Raw genomic sequence first — 16,745 nt, 5'->3', positions numbered from 1 at the left:
AGCGCTCAGCGCCGGTGGTCTCGCACGGCCGCCGCGCCCGACTCGTCCCCGACCCCCTGCAGTCCCTCGATCACCCCGTCGATGTCGGCGTCCGGGCGGTTCTGGCTGAGCTTGAACTTCGCCTCGATGCTGCTGATGGCGATCTCCACACCAACGATCGCTCGCAGCTGCCCGAGGAAGAACTTCTCCGGTGCGTCGTCGACCGACCACGGCGTCGGCTTGCCCGCCTCGTGCAGATCGGTGAGACGCCGCACCAGGTTGGCGAGCCAGTCCACGTCGTCGTGGATGGACAGCGCGCCGCTGACGTGGGCCGTCATGTAGTTCCAGGTCGGCACCACGCGGCCGTGCTCGGACTTCGATGGATACCAGGACGGGCTGATGTAACTGTCGGGCCCACGGACGATGACGAGGGCGTCACCGAGAACCGGCTGCTTCCAGTGATCGTTGTTGCGGGCGAAGTGCCCGAGCAGGGTGCGCCGCGCGCGGTCGTAGACGAACGGCAGCATCGTGGCCCGCAGCCCGTCCGGGGTGGCGGTGATCAGATCGGCTGCGCCGTTACGGGTGAGCAGCTCGTCGACGGTTGCCTCGTCGGCGGCGAAGTGGGACGGGACGTACATGTGGAGATCCTTGTCGCGGTCGTCCTTGTTGTGGGCAGCGTGTACCGCCAGTATCCCGTAGCCGTGTGGTTCGAGGGCCCCGAGATCTGTGGTTGAGTTCGAGTACGGCAACGAAGCGCCGCTACCAGAGGATTCGAAGCGATGAGCGAGCTCGGTATCGGCGTCATCGGTCTTGGCGGCTTCGGACTGTTCGCGCTGCAGCAATTCGTGCAGGTTCCCGGGGTACGGCTGGCCGGCATGGCAGGCACGGCACGGCCTGCCGCCGTGGCCGCAGCACAGCGCTACGGGCTCGAGGACGTCGTCGACGTCGATCGTCTGCTCGGACTGCCTGCAGTCGATCTGGTCTACATCGCCACGCCACCGTTTCTGCACTACGAGCAGTCGAAGCTCGCACTGTCGGCCGGCAAGCACGTCATCTGCGAGAAGCCGCTTGCCCTCACCGTCGGGCAAGCCGACGAGCTGGTCGGCCTCGCGAAGCGGCAGGACCTATTGCTCGTCGCGAACCTGATGCAGCGCTACAACCCGTTGTTCGACATCGTCGGTGAGGTCATCGATCGCGGGCCGCTTGGCGAACTGCTGCACGGCTACTTCGAGAACTACGCCTCCGACGAGAATCTTCCGCCGGAGCACTGGTTCTGGGATCGCGAGAAGAGCGGCGGAATCTTCGTCGAGCACGGCGTGCACTTCTTCGACATGCTGACGGGCTGGTTGGGCGCCGGTGACGTCGTCTCCGCGCAGGCCAGTCGTAGGTCGGACGGCTGCGAGGACCAGGTGCAATGCACGGTGCGCTCCCCCGGCGGCGCGCATTTCAACTTCTACCACGGCTTTCACCAGCCGGCGCGGCTGGATCGCCAGGAGCTTCGGCTCGTCTTCGAACGTGGCGACTTGGTATTGCACGGCTGGGTGCCGACGAGCGTCCGCATTCACGCGGTGGCCAACGAGTCGCAGACGCGCGAGCTGAGCGACCTGTTTCCCGGTGCGCGGATCGACGTGCTGACGACCTACGGCCCGCGCGATCGCGAGTTCTATTCGCACGGACACCAGCACGACGCCTATCAGCAGTTCGACCTGCACTGGGAAGGCCCGCAGAAGATGCCGTTGTACTGCGACCTGCTGCGTCGCATGATGGCCGATCAGGCGGCGTGGATTGGCGACCGCGGACACCGGCGAAAGGTCGACGAGCACAACGGCCGCGACTCGGTCGCGATGGCCTGCGCGGCCGATGCGCTGGCGCGCGTCAGCCCTTGAGTAGCGGCTGGACTTCGGAGCCGATGAACGCTGCGAAAGACTCGAAGTCGGTTTCGGCGGTGGGTTGCAGCACAACGGTGTCTGCGCCTGCCGACACCCATCGTCGGGCGGTGCGTGCGATGTCGGCGGCGGTGCCGAACGCGGCGACGTCCTGACCCGGGTCGTAATCCCAGTGCTTCAGTTCTCGGAGAGCATCCGCGTGGGCGTCGGGCCCCGTCGTGCACACGACATAGACGGTGACCGAGTGCGGGCCAGGTGCGGCGCGTCGAGCCAGCCCGGAGTTGATGTGTCCCAGCGATTCTCGCAGTGCGTCGGGTGAGGAACCGCTCGAGATGATGGTTCCGGTGGCCAGCTCGCCGCTCAGTTCCAGGGTCCGCGGCCCGCTCGCCGCGGCGAGCAACTCCGTGTTCGACGTCGGTGGCCACTCGAGGCAGACGTCGGTCAGCGATACGTATCTGCCAGCGTAGGTGACGGTTTCGCCGCGCAGAAGTGCACTCAGACAGACGAGATACTCGCGCAGGTAGGTCATCGGTGAGGCAACCTTCACGCCGATCTGGCGCATCCAGTCCTGGACCCCGTGACCGACGCCGATGCGGACCCGGCCGGGAAAGGCGCGTTCCAGGGTGGCGATCTCCATCGCGGTGAGCGCGACATTGCGCATCGGGGCGGGCAACACACCGATGCCGACGGACATCCGATCGCTGTTGGCAAGGGCGATCGCGGCCGTGGAGATCCCGCCGGTCGCGAAACAGTCCTCCCACAGCCACATCTCGTCGAGTCCTGCGGCATCGGCGGCACGTGCGGCAGCGCCGAGTTTCTCGGGCGCGTACTGAGGTCGGAACACACAACCGACCCGGGGACCCGGCACGCTCATCGGCCGGGAAGGCGCTCGACGATTTCCTGCAGGGTCCAGGTGTTGCCGTCAGGGTCACTGAACGAGGCGAACGAGGCGTAACTGCCGCGCTTGGGGTCCGGACCTGGTGCTCGACCGTCGGTTCCCGCGCGGTGGAACACGCCGCCGACGTCGTGGAAGACCTCGCTGATGTCGGCGCCAAGGCCGGCGAGCTCGGCCCTGGCCGCCTCGATGTCGGTGACGACGAGATGCAATCCGTCGACGGAACCCGGTGCGGCCGTGCTGACTCCGGTGCCGAAGATGATCGAGCACGGCGACCCGGGAGGGGTCAGCTGAATCACCCGGAAGTCATCACCGGTGGCGAAGTCGGCATCCAGACGCCACCCCAGCGCCACGTAGAAATCCTTCGCTCGGTCCACGTCGGACACCGGCAGCACGATGACCTCGAGTTTGAGCTCCACGGCCTCGACGCTACGCGATCGCGTAGCCGCAGTGCGAGTGGCTGCAAACCTCGTTCGGAAGCCCTGCTAGCTGGCTAGACTGCGAACCCGCATCCCGCATTCCGCGGACGCAACAGTGGGAGCGCTGATGACCGACGTGGACTACTGCGTGATAGGTGCTGGGTTCGCCGGGCTCACTGCCGCACTGAGATTGAAACAAGCGGGCTACTCCGTGGTGCTGCTGGAGGCCCGCGATCGGGTGGGCGGTCGCACGTTCACCGAAGAGCGGGACGACGGGTCGTGGATCGATCGCGGTGGAGCCTGGATCGGGCCAGGCCAAGATGCCATCTACGGGTTGATGAAGGAGTTCGAGGTCCCGAGCTACAAGCAGTACGTCGACGGCGACGCCATGATGTACGTCGGCGGCAAGAAGTATCGCTACAAGGGCACGATTCCGTTGACGATGAACCCGTGGGTGGTCGCCAACCTCGGTGCGGTTTTCTTCGGGCTGGGCCGCATGTGCAAGTCCATTCCGCTGGACGCCCCGTGGGCGGCGCCGAAGGCGCACAAATGGGATCAGATCACCGTCGCGCAGTGGCTGGACAGGCACACCTTGTCCACGCCAGCTCACCAGCTCCTCGAGGCGGCCATCGCAGGCACCTACACCTCGGCCGCCTCGGAGGTGTCGATGCTGTTCGTGCTCCACCAGATGGCGTCGGCGGGCGGACCGAGCTTCGTGCTCGGCGTCAAGGACGCCGCAGAGGATGCCAGGCCCGTCGGCGGCATGGGCGCCATCTACCGGCCGATCGCCGCCGAACTCGGCGACGCGCTCCACCTGTCGCAACCCGTCCGAAGCATCTCCCAGAATGGCGATGGGGTCACCGTGCGCTCAGACGATTCCGAGGTGCGCGCACGCCGAGCCATCGTCGCCGTGCCCTTGGCGATCGCCGGCCAGATCACCTACGAGCCGATGCTGCCCATGGATCGATCGTTTCTGCACCAGCGCATGCCATTGGGCGCCGTCTTCAAGATCGCGCTGGTGTACGACGAGCCGTTCTGGCGTTCCGACGGCCTGTCCGGCCAGTCGTTCGCGCCAGGGTCGCCTGCGAATCTCACCATCGACTCCTGTACGGACACCGGGCGCCCCGGCGTTCTCACCATCATCACCGAGGGGCCCGTCGCGCGGCGGGTCGCGCGGCTCGGCGCATACGCGCGCAGAGCCGTGGTGCTCGACGCCGTCGCTCAGAGATTCGGCGACAAGGCACGCTCCCCCGTCGACTACGTCGAGCAGGACTGGAGCGCCGAACGCTACTCCGGGGGCGGCATGATCAGCCACGCCCCACCCGGTGTACTCACCGAGTTCGGCCCCGCACTGCGTGAACCATGCGGTCGCATCCACTGGGCCGGGACCGAAAGCTCGGCTGTCATGAGCGGTTTCATCGACGGAGCCATCCGCTCGGGCGAGCGCGCCGCAACCGAAGTGATGGCATCCGAAAGGGCAGGCGCCGCCGGCGGGTAGTCTCACCCACCGCCGGCTGACGGATGAGGCGGCATCGCACACCGAAGTGATCGGACGGAAACACCCGCGGTTGCGCGCGCGAAATCGGTTCGGTCCCCAGCAGGTCGATGCTGTCGGCCGTCCAGCCGGGGCCCTTGAGCAATACCCGATCGAATCGGACCTGCCTGTGCTTGTCCTTGCTGTCCAAGCGCATGAGGTTGATGGACGTGTCTTCGGTGAAGCCGTCATCGTGTGGCCGCAGAGCCGGCCAGACATCGCAATAGGGCGGGCCGATCCGTTCGTTCTCGGTGTCGCGCATGTTGAAATCGCCGAGGACGACAGCGTCGTCGGCGCCGCCCAGTGCACGCAAGACTCTGCCAAGCTGCCGGGCGCGCAATCCCGCTGAGGCCTTACCGCTTTCGAGATGAATCCCGCAGATCACCACTGCGCCACCGTTGATCGTGAACTCCGCTGTGAGAAATCCGCGTGCCAGGCGGGTCGGTAGCCGGGTGTAGGTGGCACGGTTGATCGGGAGCCGCGACAACATCAGCATCCCGTAGTTGCCGAGTTCGGCGCTGGTGACCGCGGCACGACGATAGCAGTCCCGGATCCACGGTTGGGCCAGGAAGACGTCCAGCGCGACCGGGGTCACCTCTTGAAACACCATGACGTCAGGCATGTCTCGGGCCAGCAGCTCTGCGATGGCGAGATAGCGATCGTCGGCGAAGTACTCGTCGAACCAGACGTTGAACGTCGACACGGTCAGCTCATCGCGATCGACGGCACCTGCGGCGTCGACGTCCGTCCACCGATTCGTCGCCGCGTCGAACGTCCCCACGGGAACGCGGTGGTGACGATGCCTCACGCCCGCACTCGGATATCGAAGTGCGCGAAGTGGTATGCGACGGCCATCGAGGCCAGTATGGCCCACGAGGGACGCCGTCAACGCGTCGTCTCGTGTGCATTGACTCGACGTCTTCGCCGACTATCATCGCCGGGCCATGGCCGTTAGTCGGGAGATGTGATGACCACGACAAATCAAAGCGCGACGACGAATCAAAGCGCGACCAGCGAGAACACGACCGCAATCAAGCTGCCAGCTGGCCCACCCATCCCCCGAGCCGTCCAAGGCGTGCTGGCGGTGGCCAACCGCACCGCGGCTCTCGAGGTCGTGCGCCGCCGTTACGGGTCCACCTTCTCGATTCACCTGCCCATCTTCGGGCGCATGGTCGTCCTCAGCGATCCGGACGACATTCGTCAACTCTTCAGGGCCGGCCCCGACGCCGTGGACACGACCGAGGCCAACCTCGGACGTGTCATGGGACCGAATTCGTTGTTCGCGTTGACCGGCGACCGGCATCGCGCACAACGCAAGTTGATGACGCCACCGTTTCACGGACGCCGGCTGACTGCCTTCGAGGCGATCGTCGAGCGCGAAGCGGTCGACGAGTTCGCGACGTGGCCGCAGGGCCGAACCTTCGCGACGATGCCCTCGATGATGCGCATCACCCTCAACGTCATCCTGCGGGCGGTGTTCGGGGCCGAGGGCCAGGAGTTGGAGCGTCTTCGGCAAATGCTGCCACCCGCAATCCAACTAGGCTCGATGCTTGCCTTGGTCCCCGTGCCGCAATGGGATTGGGGCCGCTGGAGTCCTTGGGGCCGGTTCCATCTGTACCGCCGGGAGTACGACGCGATCGTCGACAGGCTGATCGACAAAGCCCAGTCCGATCCGAATCTCGATGCCCGCGAGGACGTACTGTCGTTGTTGCTGCAGAGCCGCTACGAGGACGGTTCGCCGATGACGCGCGCCGAGATCGCGGACGAGTTGATGACCCTGCTTGCGGCGGGCCACGAGACGACCGCCACCACGCTGGCCTGGGCCGTCGAGCGGCTGCAGCGACACCCCGAGCTGCTCGACCGCCTGAACGCGGACCTCGACAACGGATCCGAAGAACTCCTGCACGCCACGATCCTCGAGGTCCAGCGCACCCGCCCGGTCGTCGACCAGACGTTCCGGCAGGTCAAGGCCCCAACCCTGCAGATCGGCCCGTGGACGTTCCCGCAGGGCCAGACGATCGTCGCCAGCATCGGGCTGCTGCACGCCGACGAAACCGTCTTCCCCGACGCCCGTCGCTTCGATCCCGACCGTTTCATCTCCCGGCCGCCCGACCCCGCCGAATGGATCCCGTACGGCGGCGGAGTCCGCCGCTGCATCGGCGCCGCGTTCGCGACCATGGAGATGCGGGTCGTGCTACGAACTCTGTTGCGCGACTACGTCATCAGTCCGACGAGCACCCGCGACGAACGCTGCCAATCCCGTGGAGTGGCCATCGCACCGGGACGTGGGGCACTCGTGCGCGTTCAGCCGCGGCGGGGATCGCCCCAGGTCACTGCGCGATGACCCTGCCCAGGTAGGGAGCCATGTTGTTGGTGCGTACGGGTGAGACCGCCACGGCCGGATTGGTGGCCTCCAACATCTGCCCATTTCCCACGAACAGGGCGACGCTGTCGCTCCCCTCGGGGCCGAAGAAGATCAGATCGCCGGGCAGGGCCTGCGACGGCAGGACCTTCTGCAGTGCGGCGTACTGCTGACCCGAGGAACGCGGCAGCTTGATACCGACGCCTGCGAAGGCGTACAGCACCAGACCGGAAGCGTCGAATCCGACGACGGTGGGGGCCGGGGCCGCCCCGGCGAGGGCGGGGGCCGGGGTCAAGGCACCGAGCGCGGGGGCCGGAGCCAAGCCGATTTGGGGAGTCTGCGTCAAACCACCGACGGCAGGCGCCGGGGCCATGCCGGTGATGCTGGTGTCAGCGACGTCGGCGGCGGGTTTGGCGCCAAGGGTGGGTCCCGACGCATTGCCGCCTCCATAGGTGTACGGCACGCCGCGCTGCGCGAGCGCACGTGAAATCACGTACTGGATGGCCTGTTGCCGACTGACAGGCGCGGTGTAGGGGTCAGCGGTCGCCAGACCGGGCGTCGCCATCAACAAGGCCACGCTGATCGCCAACGCGTAGATGCGTCTCATTTCGAATTCCACCTCTCCGGCATCAACGCGATGTCTTCACGTTTCGGCCGACATTCCATGACTCCCTACCGGGACGTCCCACCCGTGTGGCCAAAACTGCACCGCCCGTAGGCTATCCGCAATTCTTGCCGCAGAGCCGTCACCAGGCCGCTACGGCGCATTCGTTACGCCTTCGTGTAGCAATTGATCCCCTGTAGATGCGGGCCCGAGATCAACCCCCGTCGCTTCGCTCGCCCCGAGACCTTCCGGCGAGGCCGCCGCTATTGTTCATGGCGTGCTCGATCCCCTCTGGTCCGCCGCTACCCGGCATCCGTTTCTCGACGCAGTACGCGACGGCACGATTGCAGACGCGGCGTTCGATCGGTGGTTGGCGCAAGACGCCTTGTTCGTCGCCGACCTGCTTTCCTTCCAGGCCCGCCTGCTGGGACGCGCGCCGCGGCAGGCGCAGGCGGTCCTCGCCGGCGGGTGTGTCGCGCTCGTTGCCGAACTGGACTGGTTCGAGGTGATGGCCGCGCCGCGAGGGATCGACCTGGGAGCGGACGCGCTGCCGGCGACGCTGGCCTACCGCGCGCTGCTGCAGCGACTCGACGCCGCGCCCTTCGACGCCGCCGTGACGGCACTCTGGGTGCTGGAGCGGGTGTACCTGCTCGGCTGGGCCTCCGCCGCGTCGAGTACGTCCCCGTTCGGAGAGTTCGTTGAGCACTGGACTGACCCGGCCTTCGCGGGCTACGTCGACGGGCTCGGCGAGCTGGCCACCCTCGAGGGGCATGACGACCTGGTGGCCGACGTGCTGACGCACGAGGTGGCGTTCTGGGACATGGCCCTGGCATGACTGCGGATGTGACCCTGTCGGCACGATTGTGGGCCGATAACGCCGACCTGGCGGAAAAGGCGCTCGCCGATCCCTTCGTATCGCGCCTCGGGGATGGATCGCTGTCGCGCGAGATCTTCGCGGGTTACGTCGCGCAGGACGCCTTCTTCCTCGAATCCTTCGCCCGCGCATACGCTCTCGCCCTGGCACGCAGTTCCGACACGGCCACATTGCTCGCGCTGGCTGATCTGCTTGCCGGGGTTCGTGAGGAGCTCGGATTGCACGCCTCGTATGCCGCCCGCTGGGGTATCGGCATGGCAGGCGTCGAGCCGTCATCGGCGACCCTGGCATACACCGACTTCCTGCTCGCGACCGCAGCCACCGGCACGTTGGGCATGGTGTTCGCCGCGATGACTCCCTGCATGCGGCTCTATGCATGGCTTGGCGCGGCGCTGGACGCCGACGCGGCGGGACCCTATGGCGAGTGGGTCAGTGCCTACGCCGACCCTGGCTTCGAGGCGTTGGCGTGCCGCCTCGAACAGCTGCTCGACGAACAGGGCGATGACGGCGCCCCGGTGGCCGCGGTCTACCGGCGGGCGATGGGGCTCGAGGTGGCCTTCTTCGCCGCGGCGTTTCACGGCTCGGCCTGAGCCGATCAATCCTTGGGGTTGTCGGCGTCACCTCGACCGTCCCTCGCCGCCCTGCGCTTGATCTCGGCCTGGGTTACTGCCAACGCAATCAGCACCGGGACAACGTATTTGGCCACGTCGGCGATCGAGCCCACCCAGGCGGGCATGGTGATGTCCGGTAGGTCAGGCAACGGTATGGACGGGATCGGCAGATCGGGAAAGCCGATGTCCGGCAACCGCAGGTCGGGCAGCCAAGCCAATACTGCATCGATGATCTCCCCCGCCACGGTCTTGGCGAACACGGTGACGCCGACGATCGTCAGCAGCACGCCACCGACGGCCCCGGCGACATGCCGGTACGCATAGCGGCGCGGATGCCGAGCGGTCACCCCTGTCCACCAAACCCGCAGTCGCTTCACTACTCCATTATTAGATTGATTAGTCGATTAATCAATGGGAGCGACTGCTCGTACCGCCGTGAGGCGCTCGAAACCTAGCTCGCCGCTGCCAGCGCGGCGTCGTAGTTGGGCTCGGTGGCGATCTCGGGCACCAGTTCGGCGTATGCGACGTTTCCGTCCGCGCCGATCACCACGACCGCCCGGCCAAGCAATCCGGCCATCGGACCGTCGGTGATGGTGATGCCGTAGTCCGCGCCGAAGCTGTCGCGGAATGCCGACGCCGTGGTGACGTTCTCGATGCCCTCGGCGCCGCAGAATCGCTTCTGGGCGAACGGCAGGTCGTTGGACACGCAGAGCACCGAGAGGCCGCTTGCCGCAGCGCGCTCGTTGAAGGTCCGCACGCTCAACGCGCACACCGGCGTGTCCACCGAGGGAAAGATGTTCAGCAGCACGGGCTTATCCCGGAACTGGTCGCTGCTGACGGCGCCGAGATCGGTGCCAGTCAGGGTGAAGCCGGGGGCCGGGGCCCCGACGGCGGGCAGCTCACCGACCGTGTTGATGGGATTTCCGCGCAACGTTATCTGTGCCATGCACACAGTCTGTCAAGGCCGCAAGAGCGCCGCGCGCGAGGGTGCCTCAGGGGCGGGAAGCGTATTCCACTTCGTGGAAGGGCCAGTCACTGGCCAGCCAGTCCCGGACCGCGGTGTAGAGGACGGAGTCCAGCTCGGCGTGATCCGCGCGTACCCAGGAACGAACCGCGGCATCGCCTGGGTCGCCGGGCTGAGGCGGATAGACGTACACGCAGCCGATCACCTCTCGACCGTCTGGCCGGCCCGGCGGGAGGACGGTGTAGGTGAATCCGGTGCGCGCCGCGAAGTCGACGGCATGCTGCTCGAGGTCGACCAGGTTCTCAGACTCCGTCATGTCGTGCGGCCAGGGCCGCCCGCCGAAGCCCGGGGTGGCCCGAATGTGCTCCATGCTCGCCGACCACGCGGCAAGGTCGGCGGAGTTGTGCTCTGGCTCAAGCGGAACCAGCCGGAAGCCGGGTCCAACGAGCTCGAGTGGCACGACGAAGTCAGCGGGCACGAATGGCCGTTCGGTCACGATCGCGAGCGTACCCGGCCCGTCATCTGCGTCGACGTCGTCATGGACCGGCATCCACCCAGATCGACAGGCCCACCGTCGCCGCGGAGACAATCGCCAGCAAGCCAGTGTCGAGGATGCGCACCTCAGATGCGTCTGAAGTCAGCAGGCGCATTTCTCGCGCGATCAAGAACAGCGGGAACGTGACGCTGACTGCGATGAGACCTCCGCCCAGAATGTAGGCCCACACGAACGTGACACCGTGCTTCCTGGACTCGATCACCATGAAGATCGCCGCAGCGAGGAAGAAGAACAGAATGTCGACGGTGATCGATCGGGAAGCGGGTGTCACTCGAGTCTCGGCGAAGAAGGAGCCAAGCCCCTGAGGCACACCCGGGGTGCCGTTGAAATACGCAACGTTCTGGCTCCACGTGGCGATCAGCGCGGCGACGGAGATCGCGGCGTACACGGCGCAGAGCACTTTGCGCGACGTGGGCATGGTTGCTGCAGCAGTAGGTGTTTCCATGAGCCGACGCTAGCTGGACCATCAGCGCTGCAACGGGTTTCGCCACACATCATCGACACCGACCCGATCGGCCGAAGCGTGACGTCGAACTGCACTTTGAACGGTTCGCCGATCCTCCAGTGCTCGACGGCAGTGAGTTCGACGTCACCGTCGCGTCGTCGGGAGCGTCGGTGCGGGTCGGCGCCGACGAGACTCTCCTTGGGGCGTTGCGGCGTGAAGGGGTCACCACCCCCTACTCGTGCCAACAGGGATTCTGCGGAACGTGCCGCACCCGGGTGCTGGACGGAGAGGTCGACCACCGCGACACGCTCCTGACGATTCCGGAACGCGACGGCGGCATGATGCTGGTCTGCATCTCCAGAGCGGCGCCGGGTGCGCGATTGACGCTCGATTTGTAGGCGCGGATCGCGGTTCCGGTTCTGACTCCGCCGCGACTACCTGCGCATTCGTGCCTCTTCTGCGGATCGAGCCCAGCTCACAGTTTCAGGGTCCCGCAGGTGTGGGTAGTCCAGACCGCATGGCACTCAAAACGAACACTCTGAAGATCTCCCTGAAGTCGGTTCTGCTCGCTGGTGCCGCGGTCTCCGCCATCGCGGTGGCGCCGCCCGCCTCGGCCGATCCCCCGCCGGGCTGCGTCAACGCCGACGGCACCGTCTGCGCGACCGTTCCTGGTGCTGGCGCGACGGCCGGACCTGAGGGCGCAGGCGCGACTGTCCCTGGTGCTGGTGCGGAGGCCGGACCCGAGGGTGCGAACGCCGCAGTCCCGGGTGCCGAGGCGGTTGCCGGGCCTGAGGGTGCCGGCGCGACCGTCCCGGGTGCCGGCGCGACGGCCGGACCCGAGGGTGCCGGCGCGACTGTCCCCGGTGCTGGCGCGACGGCCGGGCCTGAGGGTGCCGGCGCGACCGTCCCCGGTGCTGGCGCGACGGCCGGGCCCGAGGGTACCGGTGCCTACGTTCCCGGTGCTGGCGCGGAGGCCGGACCCGGTGGCGCGAGCGCCAGCGTTCCCGGTGCAGGCGCCACGGCCGGACCCGGCGGCGCCAGCGCTTGCATCCCCAATGTGGGTTGCCTCTCCGCTGGATAACGTCCCCGCACGATGCTCAATGCAGGCCGTCCAGGACCTTGGCGAAGGCGACGGGGACGTTGACATAGGTCACCTCGCCGCTGCCTGACTTGAGTTCACCCGCAAGGACTTTGAGCGCCGGGCCGCCGTTTTGGGTGATCTCGCTGGCCGCCACCGCACGGAACTGCGGACCGGCGAAGGCGGGGTCGACATCAGCGGGGCAGATGGGCTCGAGTACGTCACACCACGGCGCGGGCAGCACCCAATCGTTGGCGCCACCAGGCGATCCTGTCCGTGTCGGTGATCGCGTACTGCTTGACGAGTTCCGGGTCCGGTGCCGGTGGCATCGGTGCCACCGGCAGGTAACCGCCGACGGGTATCAACGAGCGTGTGCCGGCGACCAGGTCGCCGGACAACAGGGACGTGGCGCCGAACCCGCAGGCGTACCGCAGTTCCGGCAGCGCCCCGGCTAGCGCGAGTCCCGCGGACAACCCGATGCTCGACTTCCCCGTCGAGGTGACGGCGCACGGCAGCCCGCACGCCTCGGCGATCACCAGCGCACGGCGCACGCCGCCAAGCGGTCCGCACCGAAGGACCGCGATGTCCGCGACGCCGACGAGCGACGCCCGGGGCGCATCGTCGGGGCGGATGGGCACGGTGGTGGCGACGGGAACGTCGACTCGGCCGCGGACGGCGGCCAGTTCCTCGGCGGAGCGACACGGCTGCTCGACGTACTCGAGTCCGCCTGCGGCTTTGTCGAGCGCCGCGATCGCCGACACGGCGGTGTCGACGTCCCAGATTCCGTTGGCACAACAGCGAATAACGCCGTCTGCGCCAAGTGCTTCGCGCACCGCCTCCAGCCGGGCGACGTCGTCGGCGAGCGAACCCGCGCCATCCCCGACGGTGACCTCGGCGCTGCGGCAGCCGGCGTTCGCGACGATTTGGTGTGCCCGCCGGGGATCGACCGCAGGCACCGTGACGGCGATCGGGACGCGGCCGCGCACGGGGTCGGGCCACCCCACCGTGCCCGACTCGATCGCCGTGGTCAGCCATCGCGCGGCGACGCGGTCGTCGTCGCCGTCGTGTGGACTGAATTCACCCCAGCCCTGCGGGCCCTCGATCAACATGCCTTCGCGCAGGCCGACCCCATCGACCTCGGGCATGGCGAAGACCGGTGCGACGTCGAAGTCGATCATCGTTTGCATCACACGAACTGCTGGCCACCGTCGATGTCGTACGTCGCTCCGGTGAGAGCCGTGTTGCTCATCAGGTGGACCGCGAGCGCGGCGACGTCGGCAGGTCCGACGACGCGGCCGATCGGAAGCGTTGCCCTGAGTTCGTCGCGGCGTTCCTCGAGTCGATCTCCGAGCAGCGTTGCCGACAATGGGGTGTCGACGAAACCGGCGGCGATGAGGTTGACGCGAACCGGTGCCAGCTCGAGCGCGAGCGCGGCCGTGAACGGAGGCAGCGCAGCAGTGGCTGCCGAGACGATGCCAAGGCCGTGGTCGATGCGCCGTCCGCCGGTGCCGCCCATCAGGACCAGCGAGCCGCCGGGCCTCATCTTGCCGACGACGTTGCGCGCGACCGCGAGCCCCAGCACCACGTGCCCGCTGAGCGCCTCTTGCACCTGGGCCGCGTCCATCTCGAGAAGGGGCCCGTACTGCGGGCCGCCCGCCGTGATCAACACGTGGTCGATCGGCGTCGTCAGCGACTGAAAGAAGGCCTCAAGGGCGGCCGGGTCATTGGCGTCGAAGGCCGCGGTCCGTTGCGCGCCGACGTCGAGCGCCGCTTGTTCGAGCCGGTCGGCATTGCGGCCGGTGAGAATCACCTCGGCGCCTTCGGCCCGTGCGCGTCGCGCGGTCTCGAGCCCGATTCCCGCGGAGCCGCCGATCAAGACGACGGTCTGGCCAGCCAGTTCCGGGTCGCGCTGGGTGGCAACGGGACTCGTTTCACTGGTCATGATTCCTCCGGCGTCCTCGGCGACAGGTCATCGTAGATCGGCCGCGTCGGGGCTACTCCGGCCAGGCCGAGTTCTTGATCACGTCGACGAAGTCGATCCGATGGAAGCCTGGCACGAAGTGTTCCAGCACGTCGGCGTTGACGGTGCCGAACGTGGTCTCGGGTCGGTCCGAGAAACCGTCGGTGAATGCCTGCAGGATCTCGTTCTTGAAGTTCGGCCTCGGATGCACCGCTGTGATCGCGTCGATCTCTGCTGCGTTGATGGCGTCCAGCCGGATGCCGAGAACGTCGGTCTCGACGCCTGCAGTGGTGGCCGCGATCACCGGATCCATCTTGTACGGCACCTCCGGCGTGGTGTGCAGGGCGATCGCCGTCCACACCACGTCGGCCTCCGCTGCCGAGAATCCGTGCGAGGTCAGAAAGCCCCGCGCGGTGTCCGCACCGTCCAACTCGAACCGCTGCTCGGTTCCCCGGTACGGCGCCACCAGGCCCGTATCGTGGAACAGTGCCGCGACGTACTGCAGCTCGGGGTCTGGGGCGATGCCCAACCGCCGCGACTGCAGCGAGCCGAACAGGAACACCCGCCGCGAATGATGAAAGATCAGCTCGTTGGTCGTGTCGCGGATTAGCTGGGTGGCCTCCTGTGCCAATGCGCTGTCAGGGATGCGAACCCCCGCAATGATTTCAGTCATGTCGGTTCCTCTCTCTTCGATGCGTGACGCCGGGTCAGCGCCGTTGATTCGACTATCGCCCTGCAGTAGTCGCTGCGGCCGTGCACGAAGCGCCAGGAAAGGCACACATGTGGACACGCTCGAACGAATGACGTGGTTCTGATGGCAGCTGAGCCACACCTCGTCGTGGTCATGGTGTACGACGGCATCCAGATGCTCGACGTCACGGGACCGGTCGACGCCTTCACCTCGGCCAACGCCCTCGGGGCCCGCTACCGCGTGGTGCACGCGTCGGTCACCGGCAGCGACGTCATCGCCAGTTCTGGTGCCCGCCTTGGTGTCGACACCGCCGCACATCTGGTGTCCGACCGCATCGGCACCCTGCTCGTTCCCGGTGCGCCGGACTGGCAGGCGAGCATCACCAACGCAGAGCTCGTCGCCGCCATTCGCCAACTGGCGCAACACAGCCAGCGCACCGTCTCGATCTGCGCGGGCGCCTTTCCCCTTGCCGCCACAGGACTGCTCGACGGCCGGCGGGCGGCCACCCACTGGAAGCTCGCGCGTCAACTCGCGGCACGATTCCCCGAGGTGAGCGTCGACGCCGCGGCGATCTTCGTCACCGACGGCGCCTACACCACCTCCGCAGGCGTCACCGCGGGAATCGACCTCACCCTGTCGCTGATCGAACAAGACCACGGACCGACGCTGGCGCGCGACGTCGCGAGAGACCTGGTGGTCTTCATGGCCCGGCCCGGCGACCAATCGCAATTCAGCGTCCGCTTGGAAGCCCTGCCCACCAACAACTCCGTCGTACGCGACGTCATGAACACCATCACCGCCGACCCGCGGCCCAACCACACTCTTGGCTCGCTCGCCGCAAGTGCGGGGGTCAGTGCCCGCCACCTTTCGCGGCTCTTTCTCACCGAAACCGGCCACACCCCACAGCATTTCGTCGACCGCACCCGGCTCGAAGCCGCCTGCGCGATCCTCACCAGCGGCCCGGAATCCCTCGAGCACGTCGCCGAACGAACCGGCGTGGGTTCGAGCGAATCTCTTCGGCGGCTGTTTCAACGCGAACTTGGCTTGACTCCCGGCGCCTATCGCAAGCGGTTCAAGACCACCGTCCGCTGACGGCCTACCAGCGTCCCCATCCGCCCTTGGGCCCGTCCCCCGGCGTCGAGGAGTTCCGGTCAGGAGTGCGAGGCGGAGGTGGCGTCGCGCTCAACGGTGCCCGGGTGACCGGGGTGCGGGTCACCCCGATCTCGGGCATGTCCGATCGGGATGGCGCGGATCGACGGGGCGGCGTGTACCCGCGGGTCGGTGCCACGGTGATCTGGTCGGCCGACGGCGCCGGTGGCGGTGGCGGTGGAAGCGGCGGCGGCGCAATCGCGGTGGACAGAACGGGCGCCTGGCTCGAGGGTGCTGGCCCGGCAGTGGTGGGGTTGCTCGGCGACACGGGCGTCGACTCCTCGACGCCTGCGCCTAAACCTCGGGTGAAGAGGATGACGCCGGTCAACACCAGCGCGGCCGCCGCCACTGCGGCGGCTGCGGCCAGCACGCGTTTCGAGCGGTACCACGGGCCGATGGTGGACACCTTGAAGTCCCACGCGCCGCTGTTGGCCAGCGTGGACTCCCACGACCTGGTCGGTGGAACGCCTTGGCGCCCGTTGCGCGGCGCGAGGATGCCGCTCCACTTTGTGTCCTGGGGCTCGGGATCTTCGGGGTCGGGGTCGTCCGGGTCGTACTCCACGGGATATTGCGGATGGTCGCGGGGTGGTGCGTCGAGCTCTGGCGTGGTCAGTGGCTCGGTCGCGTCGACCTGCGCACGACCGAACCAGCCGTCGTCGTCGGCGAGGTCGCTCACCTCGTAATCGAAGTCAAGTTCCCCGAGAATCCTGCGCTCGGTCACACTCCGATGTTAACGCC

General features: G+C 67.3%; 21 protein-coding genes and 1 pseudogene. 8 read left to right on the top strand and 14 right to left on the bottom strand.

The features are described 5' to 3' along the window. Positions 1-5: 5 nt before the first annotated feature. Positions 6-617 carry an FMN-binding negative transcriptional regulator gene (locus tag HNP02_RS05100; protein ID WP_184435732.1) on the bottom strand — a complete coding sequence of 204 codons (612 nt, stop codon included), beginning with the start codon at positions 615-617 and terminating at the stop codon, positions 6-8. A 141-nt stretch (positions 618-758) separates the two neighbouring features. Here HNP02_RS05100 and HNP02_RS05095 point away from each other — a divergent pair, with 141 nt between their 5' ends. Beyond that, entirely contained in the window at positions 759-1,865 is a 1,107-nt protein-coding gene (locus HNP02_RS05095) for a Gfo/Idh/MocA family protein (RefSeq protein WP_184435730.1), read from the top strand. Here HNP02_RS05095 and HNP02_RS05090 read toward each other — a convergent pair. Together HNP02_RS05090 and HNP02_RS05085 are read right to left on the bottom strand one after the other, a co-directional pair. Next, the gene (locus HNP02_RS05090) at positions 1,855-2,709 is read right to left on the bottom strand and encodes an LLM class flavin-dependent oxidoreductase (RefSeq protein WP_309241419.1); all 855 of its coding nucleotides are present in this window, start codon (positions 2,707-2,709) and stop codon (positions 1,855-1,857) included. The genes HNP02_RS05095 and HNP02_RS05090 overlap by 11 nt on opposite strands. Positions 2,710-2,735: 26 nt before the next feature. Beyond that, positions 2,736-3,179, bottom strand: coding sequence for a VOC family protein (locus HNP02_RS05085; RefSeq protein WP_184435726.1), 444 nt, complete (start codon positions 3,177-3,179; stop codon positions 2,736-2,738). Positions 3,180-3,306: 127 nt separating this feature from the next. Between HNP02_RS05085 and HNP02_RS05080 the strand changes: the two genes are divergently transcribed. Beyond that, the gene (locus HNP02_RS05080) at positions 3,307-4,677 is read left to right on the top strand and encodes a flavin monoamine oxidase family protein (RefSeq protein WP_184435724.1); all 1,371 of its coding nucleotides are present in this window, start codon (positions 3,307-3,309) and stop codon (positions 4,675-4,677) included. On the opposite strand, the gene HNP02_RS05075 is transcribed toward HNP02_RS05080, so the two are convergent. After that, positions 4,595-5,494 (bottom strand): endonuclease/exonuclease/phosphatase family protein, encoded by a 900-nt coding sequence (locus HNP02_RS05075; RefSeq protein WP_184435722.1) that lies wholly within the window; start codon positions 5,492-5,494, stop codon positions 4,595-4,597. The genes HNP02_RS05080 and HNP02_RS05075 overlap by 83 nt on opposite strands. A 186-nt stretch (positions 5,495-5,680) precedes the next feature. Between HNP02_RS05075 and HNP02_RS05070 the strand changes: the two genes are divergently transcribed. Next, on the top strand, positions 5,681-7,057 hold the full coding sequence (locus HNP02_RS05070; protein ID WP_184435720.1) for a cytochrome P450: 1,377 nt from the start codon (positions 5,681-5,683) through the stop codon (positions 7,055-7,057). Here the strand turns inward: HNP02_RS05070 and ripD are convergent. Then, complete coding sequence (gene ripD, locus HNP02_RS05065) at positions 7,044-7,682, bottom strand: NlpC/P60 family peptidoglycan-binding protein RipD (protein ID WP_184435718.1); 639 nt, start codon at positions 7,680-7,682, stop codon at positions 7,044-7,046. The genes HNP02_RS05070 and ripD overlap by 14 nt on opposite strands. Before the next feature lie 274 nt (positions 7,683-7,956). Between ripD and HNP02_RS05060 the strand changes: the two genes are divergently transcribed. Then, positions 7,957-8,514, top strand: coding sequence for a TenA family transcriptional regulator (locus HNP02_RS05060; protein WP_184435716.1), 558 nt, complete (start codon positions 7,957-7,959; stop codon positions 8,512-8,514). An 8-nt stretch (positions 8,515-8,522) separates the two neighbouring features. After that, positions 8,523-9,143: a TenA family protein gene (locus tag HNP02_RS05055; protein WP_184436530.1), complete on the top strand. Its 621-nt coding sequence runs from the start codon at positions 8,523-8,525 to the stop codon at positions 9,141-9,143. Between the two features lie 5 nt (positions 9,144-9,148). On the opposite strand, the gene HNP02_RS05050 is transcribed toward HNP02_RS05055, so the two are convergent. The 4 genes from HNP02_RS05050 to HNP02_RS05035 all read right to left on the bottom strand — a co-directional run bounded on the left by HNP02_RS05050 (position 9,149) and on the right by HNP02_RS05035 (position 11,129). Beyond that, positions 9,149-9,511 (bottom strand): hypothetical protein, encoded by a 363-nt coding sequence (locus HNP02_RS05050; protein WP_184435714.1) that lies wholly within the window; start codon positions 9,509-9,511, stop codon positions 9,149-9,151. 104 nt (positions 9,512-9,615) lie between these two features. Continuing rightward, a complete protein-coding gene (gene tpx / locus HNP02_RS05045) occupies positions 9,616-10,110 on the bottom strand; it encodes a thiol peroxidase (RefSeq protein ID WP_184435712.1) in 495 nt (164 codons plus the stop codon). Between the two features lie 46 nt (positions 10,111-10,156). Next, on the bottom strand, positions 10,157-10,624 hold the full coding sequence (locus HNP02_RS05040) for an N-acetyltransferase (RefSeq protein ID WP_184435710.1): 468 nt from the start codon (positions 10,622-10,624) through the stop codon (positions 10,157-10,159). A gap of 40 nt (positions 10,625-10,664) precedes the next feature. Continuing rightward, positions 10,665-11,129 (bottom strand): DUF2834 domain-containing protein, encoded by a 465-nt coding sequence (locus HNP02_RS05035; RefSeq protein WP_255506205.1) that lies wholly within the window; start codon positions 11,127-11,129, stop codon positions 10,665-10,667. Between the two features lie 80 nt (positions 11,130-11,209). Here HNP02_RS05035 and HNP02_RS05030 point away from each other — a divergent pair. Continuing rightward, positions 11,210-11,527 (top strand): annotated as a pseudogene (locus tag HNP02_RS05030) (2Fe-2S iron-sulfur cluster-binding protein); the annotation flags it as partial. Positions 11,528-11,646: 119 nt separating this feature from the next. Continuing rightward, positions 11,647-12,210 carry a hypothetical protein gene (locus tag HNP02_RS05025; RefSeq protein WP_184435708.1) on the top strand — a complete coding sequence of 188 codons (564 nt, stop codon included), beginning with the start codon at positions 11,647-11,649 and terminating at the stop codon, positions 12,208-12,210. A gap of 16 nt (positions 12,211-12,226) precedes the next feature. On the opposite strand, the gene HNP02_RS05020 is transcribed toward HNP02_RS05025, so the two are convergent. The 4 genes from HNP02_RS05020 to HNP02_RS05005 are packed head-to-tail and all read right to left on the bottom strand — an operon-like array spanning position 12,227 to position 14,840. After that, entirely contained in the window at positions 12,227-12,451 is a 225-nt protein-coding gene (locus HNP02_RS05020; RefSeq protein WP_184435706.1) for a hypothetical protein, read from the bottom strand. After that, complete coding sequence (locus tag HNP02_RS05015; protein WP_184436526.1) at positions 12,429-13,394, bottom strand: o-succinylbenzoate synthase; 966 nt, start codon at positions 13,392-13,394, stop codon at positions 12,429-12,431. The genes HNP02_RS05020 and HNP02_RS05015 overlap by 23 nt, the downstream gene beginning before the upstream one ends. Beyond that, positions 13,394-14,149 (bottom strand): SDR family NAD(P)-dependent oxidoreductase, encoded by a 756-nt coding sequence (locus HNP02_RS05010; RefSeq protein ID WP_184435704.1) that lies wholly within the window; start codon positions 14,147-14,149, stop codon positions 13,394-13,396. The genes HNP02_RS05015 and HNP02_RS05010 overlap by 1 nt, the downstream gene beginning before the upstream one ends. 52 nt (positions 14,150-14,201) lie before the next feature. Beyond that, the gene (locus HNP02_RS05005; RefSeq protein WP_184435702.1) at positions 14,202-14,840 is read right to left on the bottom strand and encodes an HD domain-containing protein; all 639 of its coding nucleotides are present in this window, start codon (positions 14,838-14,840) and stop codon (positions 14,202-14,204) included. Positions 14,841-14,981: 141 nt separating this feature from the next. Here HNP02_RS05005 and HNP02_RS05000 point away from each other — a divergent pair, with 141 nt between their 5' ends. After that, positions 14,982-15,950 (top strand): GlxA family transcriptional regulator, encoded by a 969-nt coding sequence (locus tag HNP02_RS05000; protein WP_184435700.1) that lies wholly within the window; start codon positions 14,982-14,984, stop codon positions 15,948-15,950. Positions 15,951-15,954: 4 nt separating this feature from the next. Here the strand turns inward: HNP02_RS05000 and HNP02_RS04995 are convergent, their stop codons facing one another. After that, positions 15,955-16,728, bottom strand: coding sequence for a hypothetical protein (locus HNP02_RS04995; protein ID WP_184435698.1), 774 nt, complete (start codon positions 16,726-16,728; stop codon positions 15,955-15,957). Between the last annotated feature and the right edge of the window lie 17 nt (positions 16,729-16,745).

Source organism: Mycobacterium sp. AZCC_0083 (genome assembly GCF_014202335.1).
Classification (GTDB): Bacteria; Actinomycetota; Actinomycetes; order Mycobacteriales; family Mycobacteriaceae; genus Mycobacterium.
This window is presented reverse-complemented; position numbering and strand designations above follow the sequence as displayed.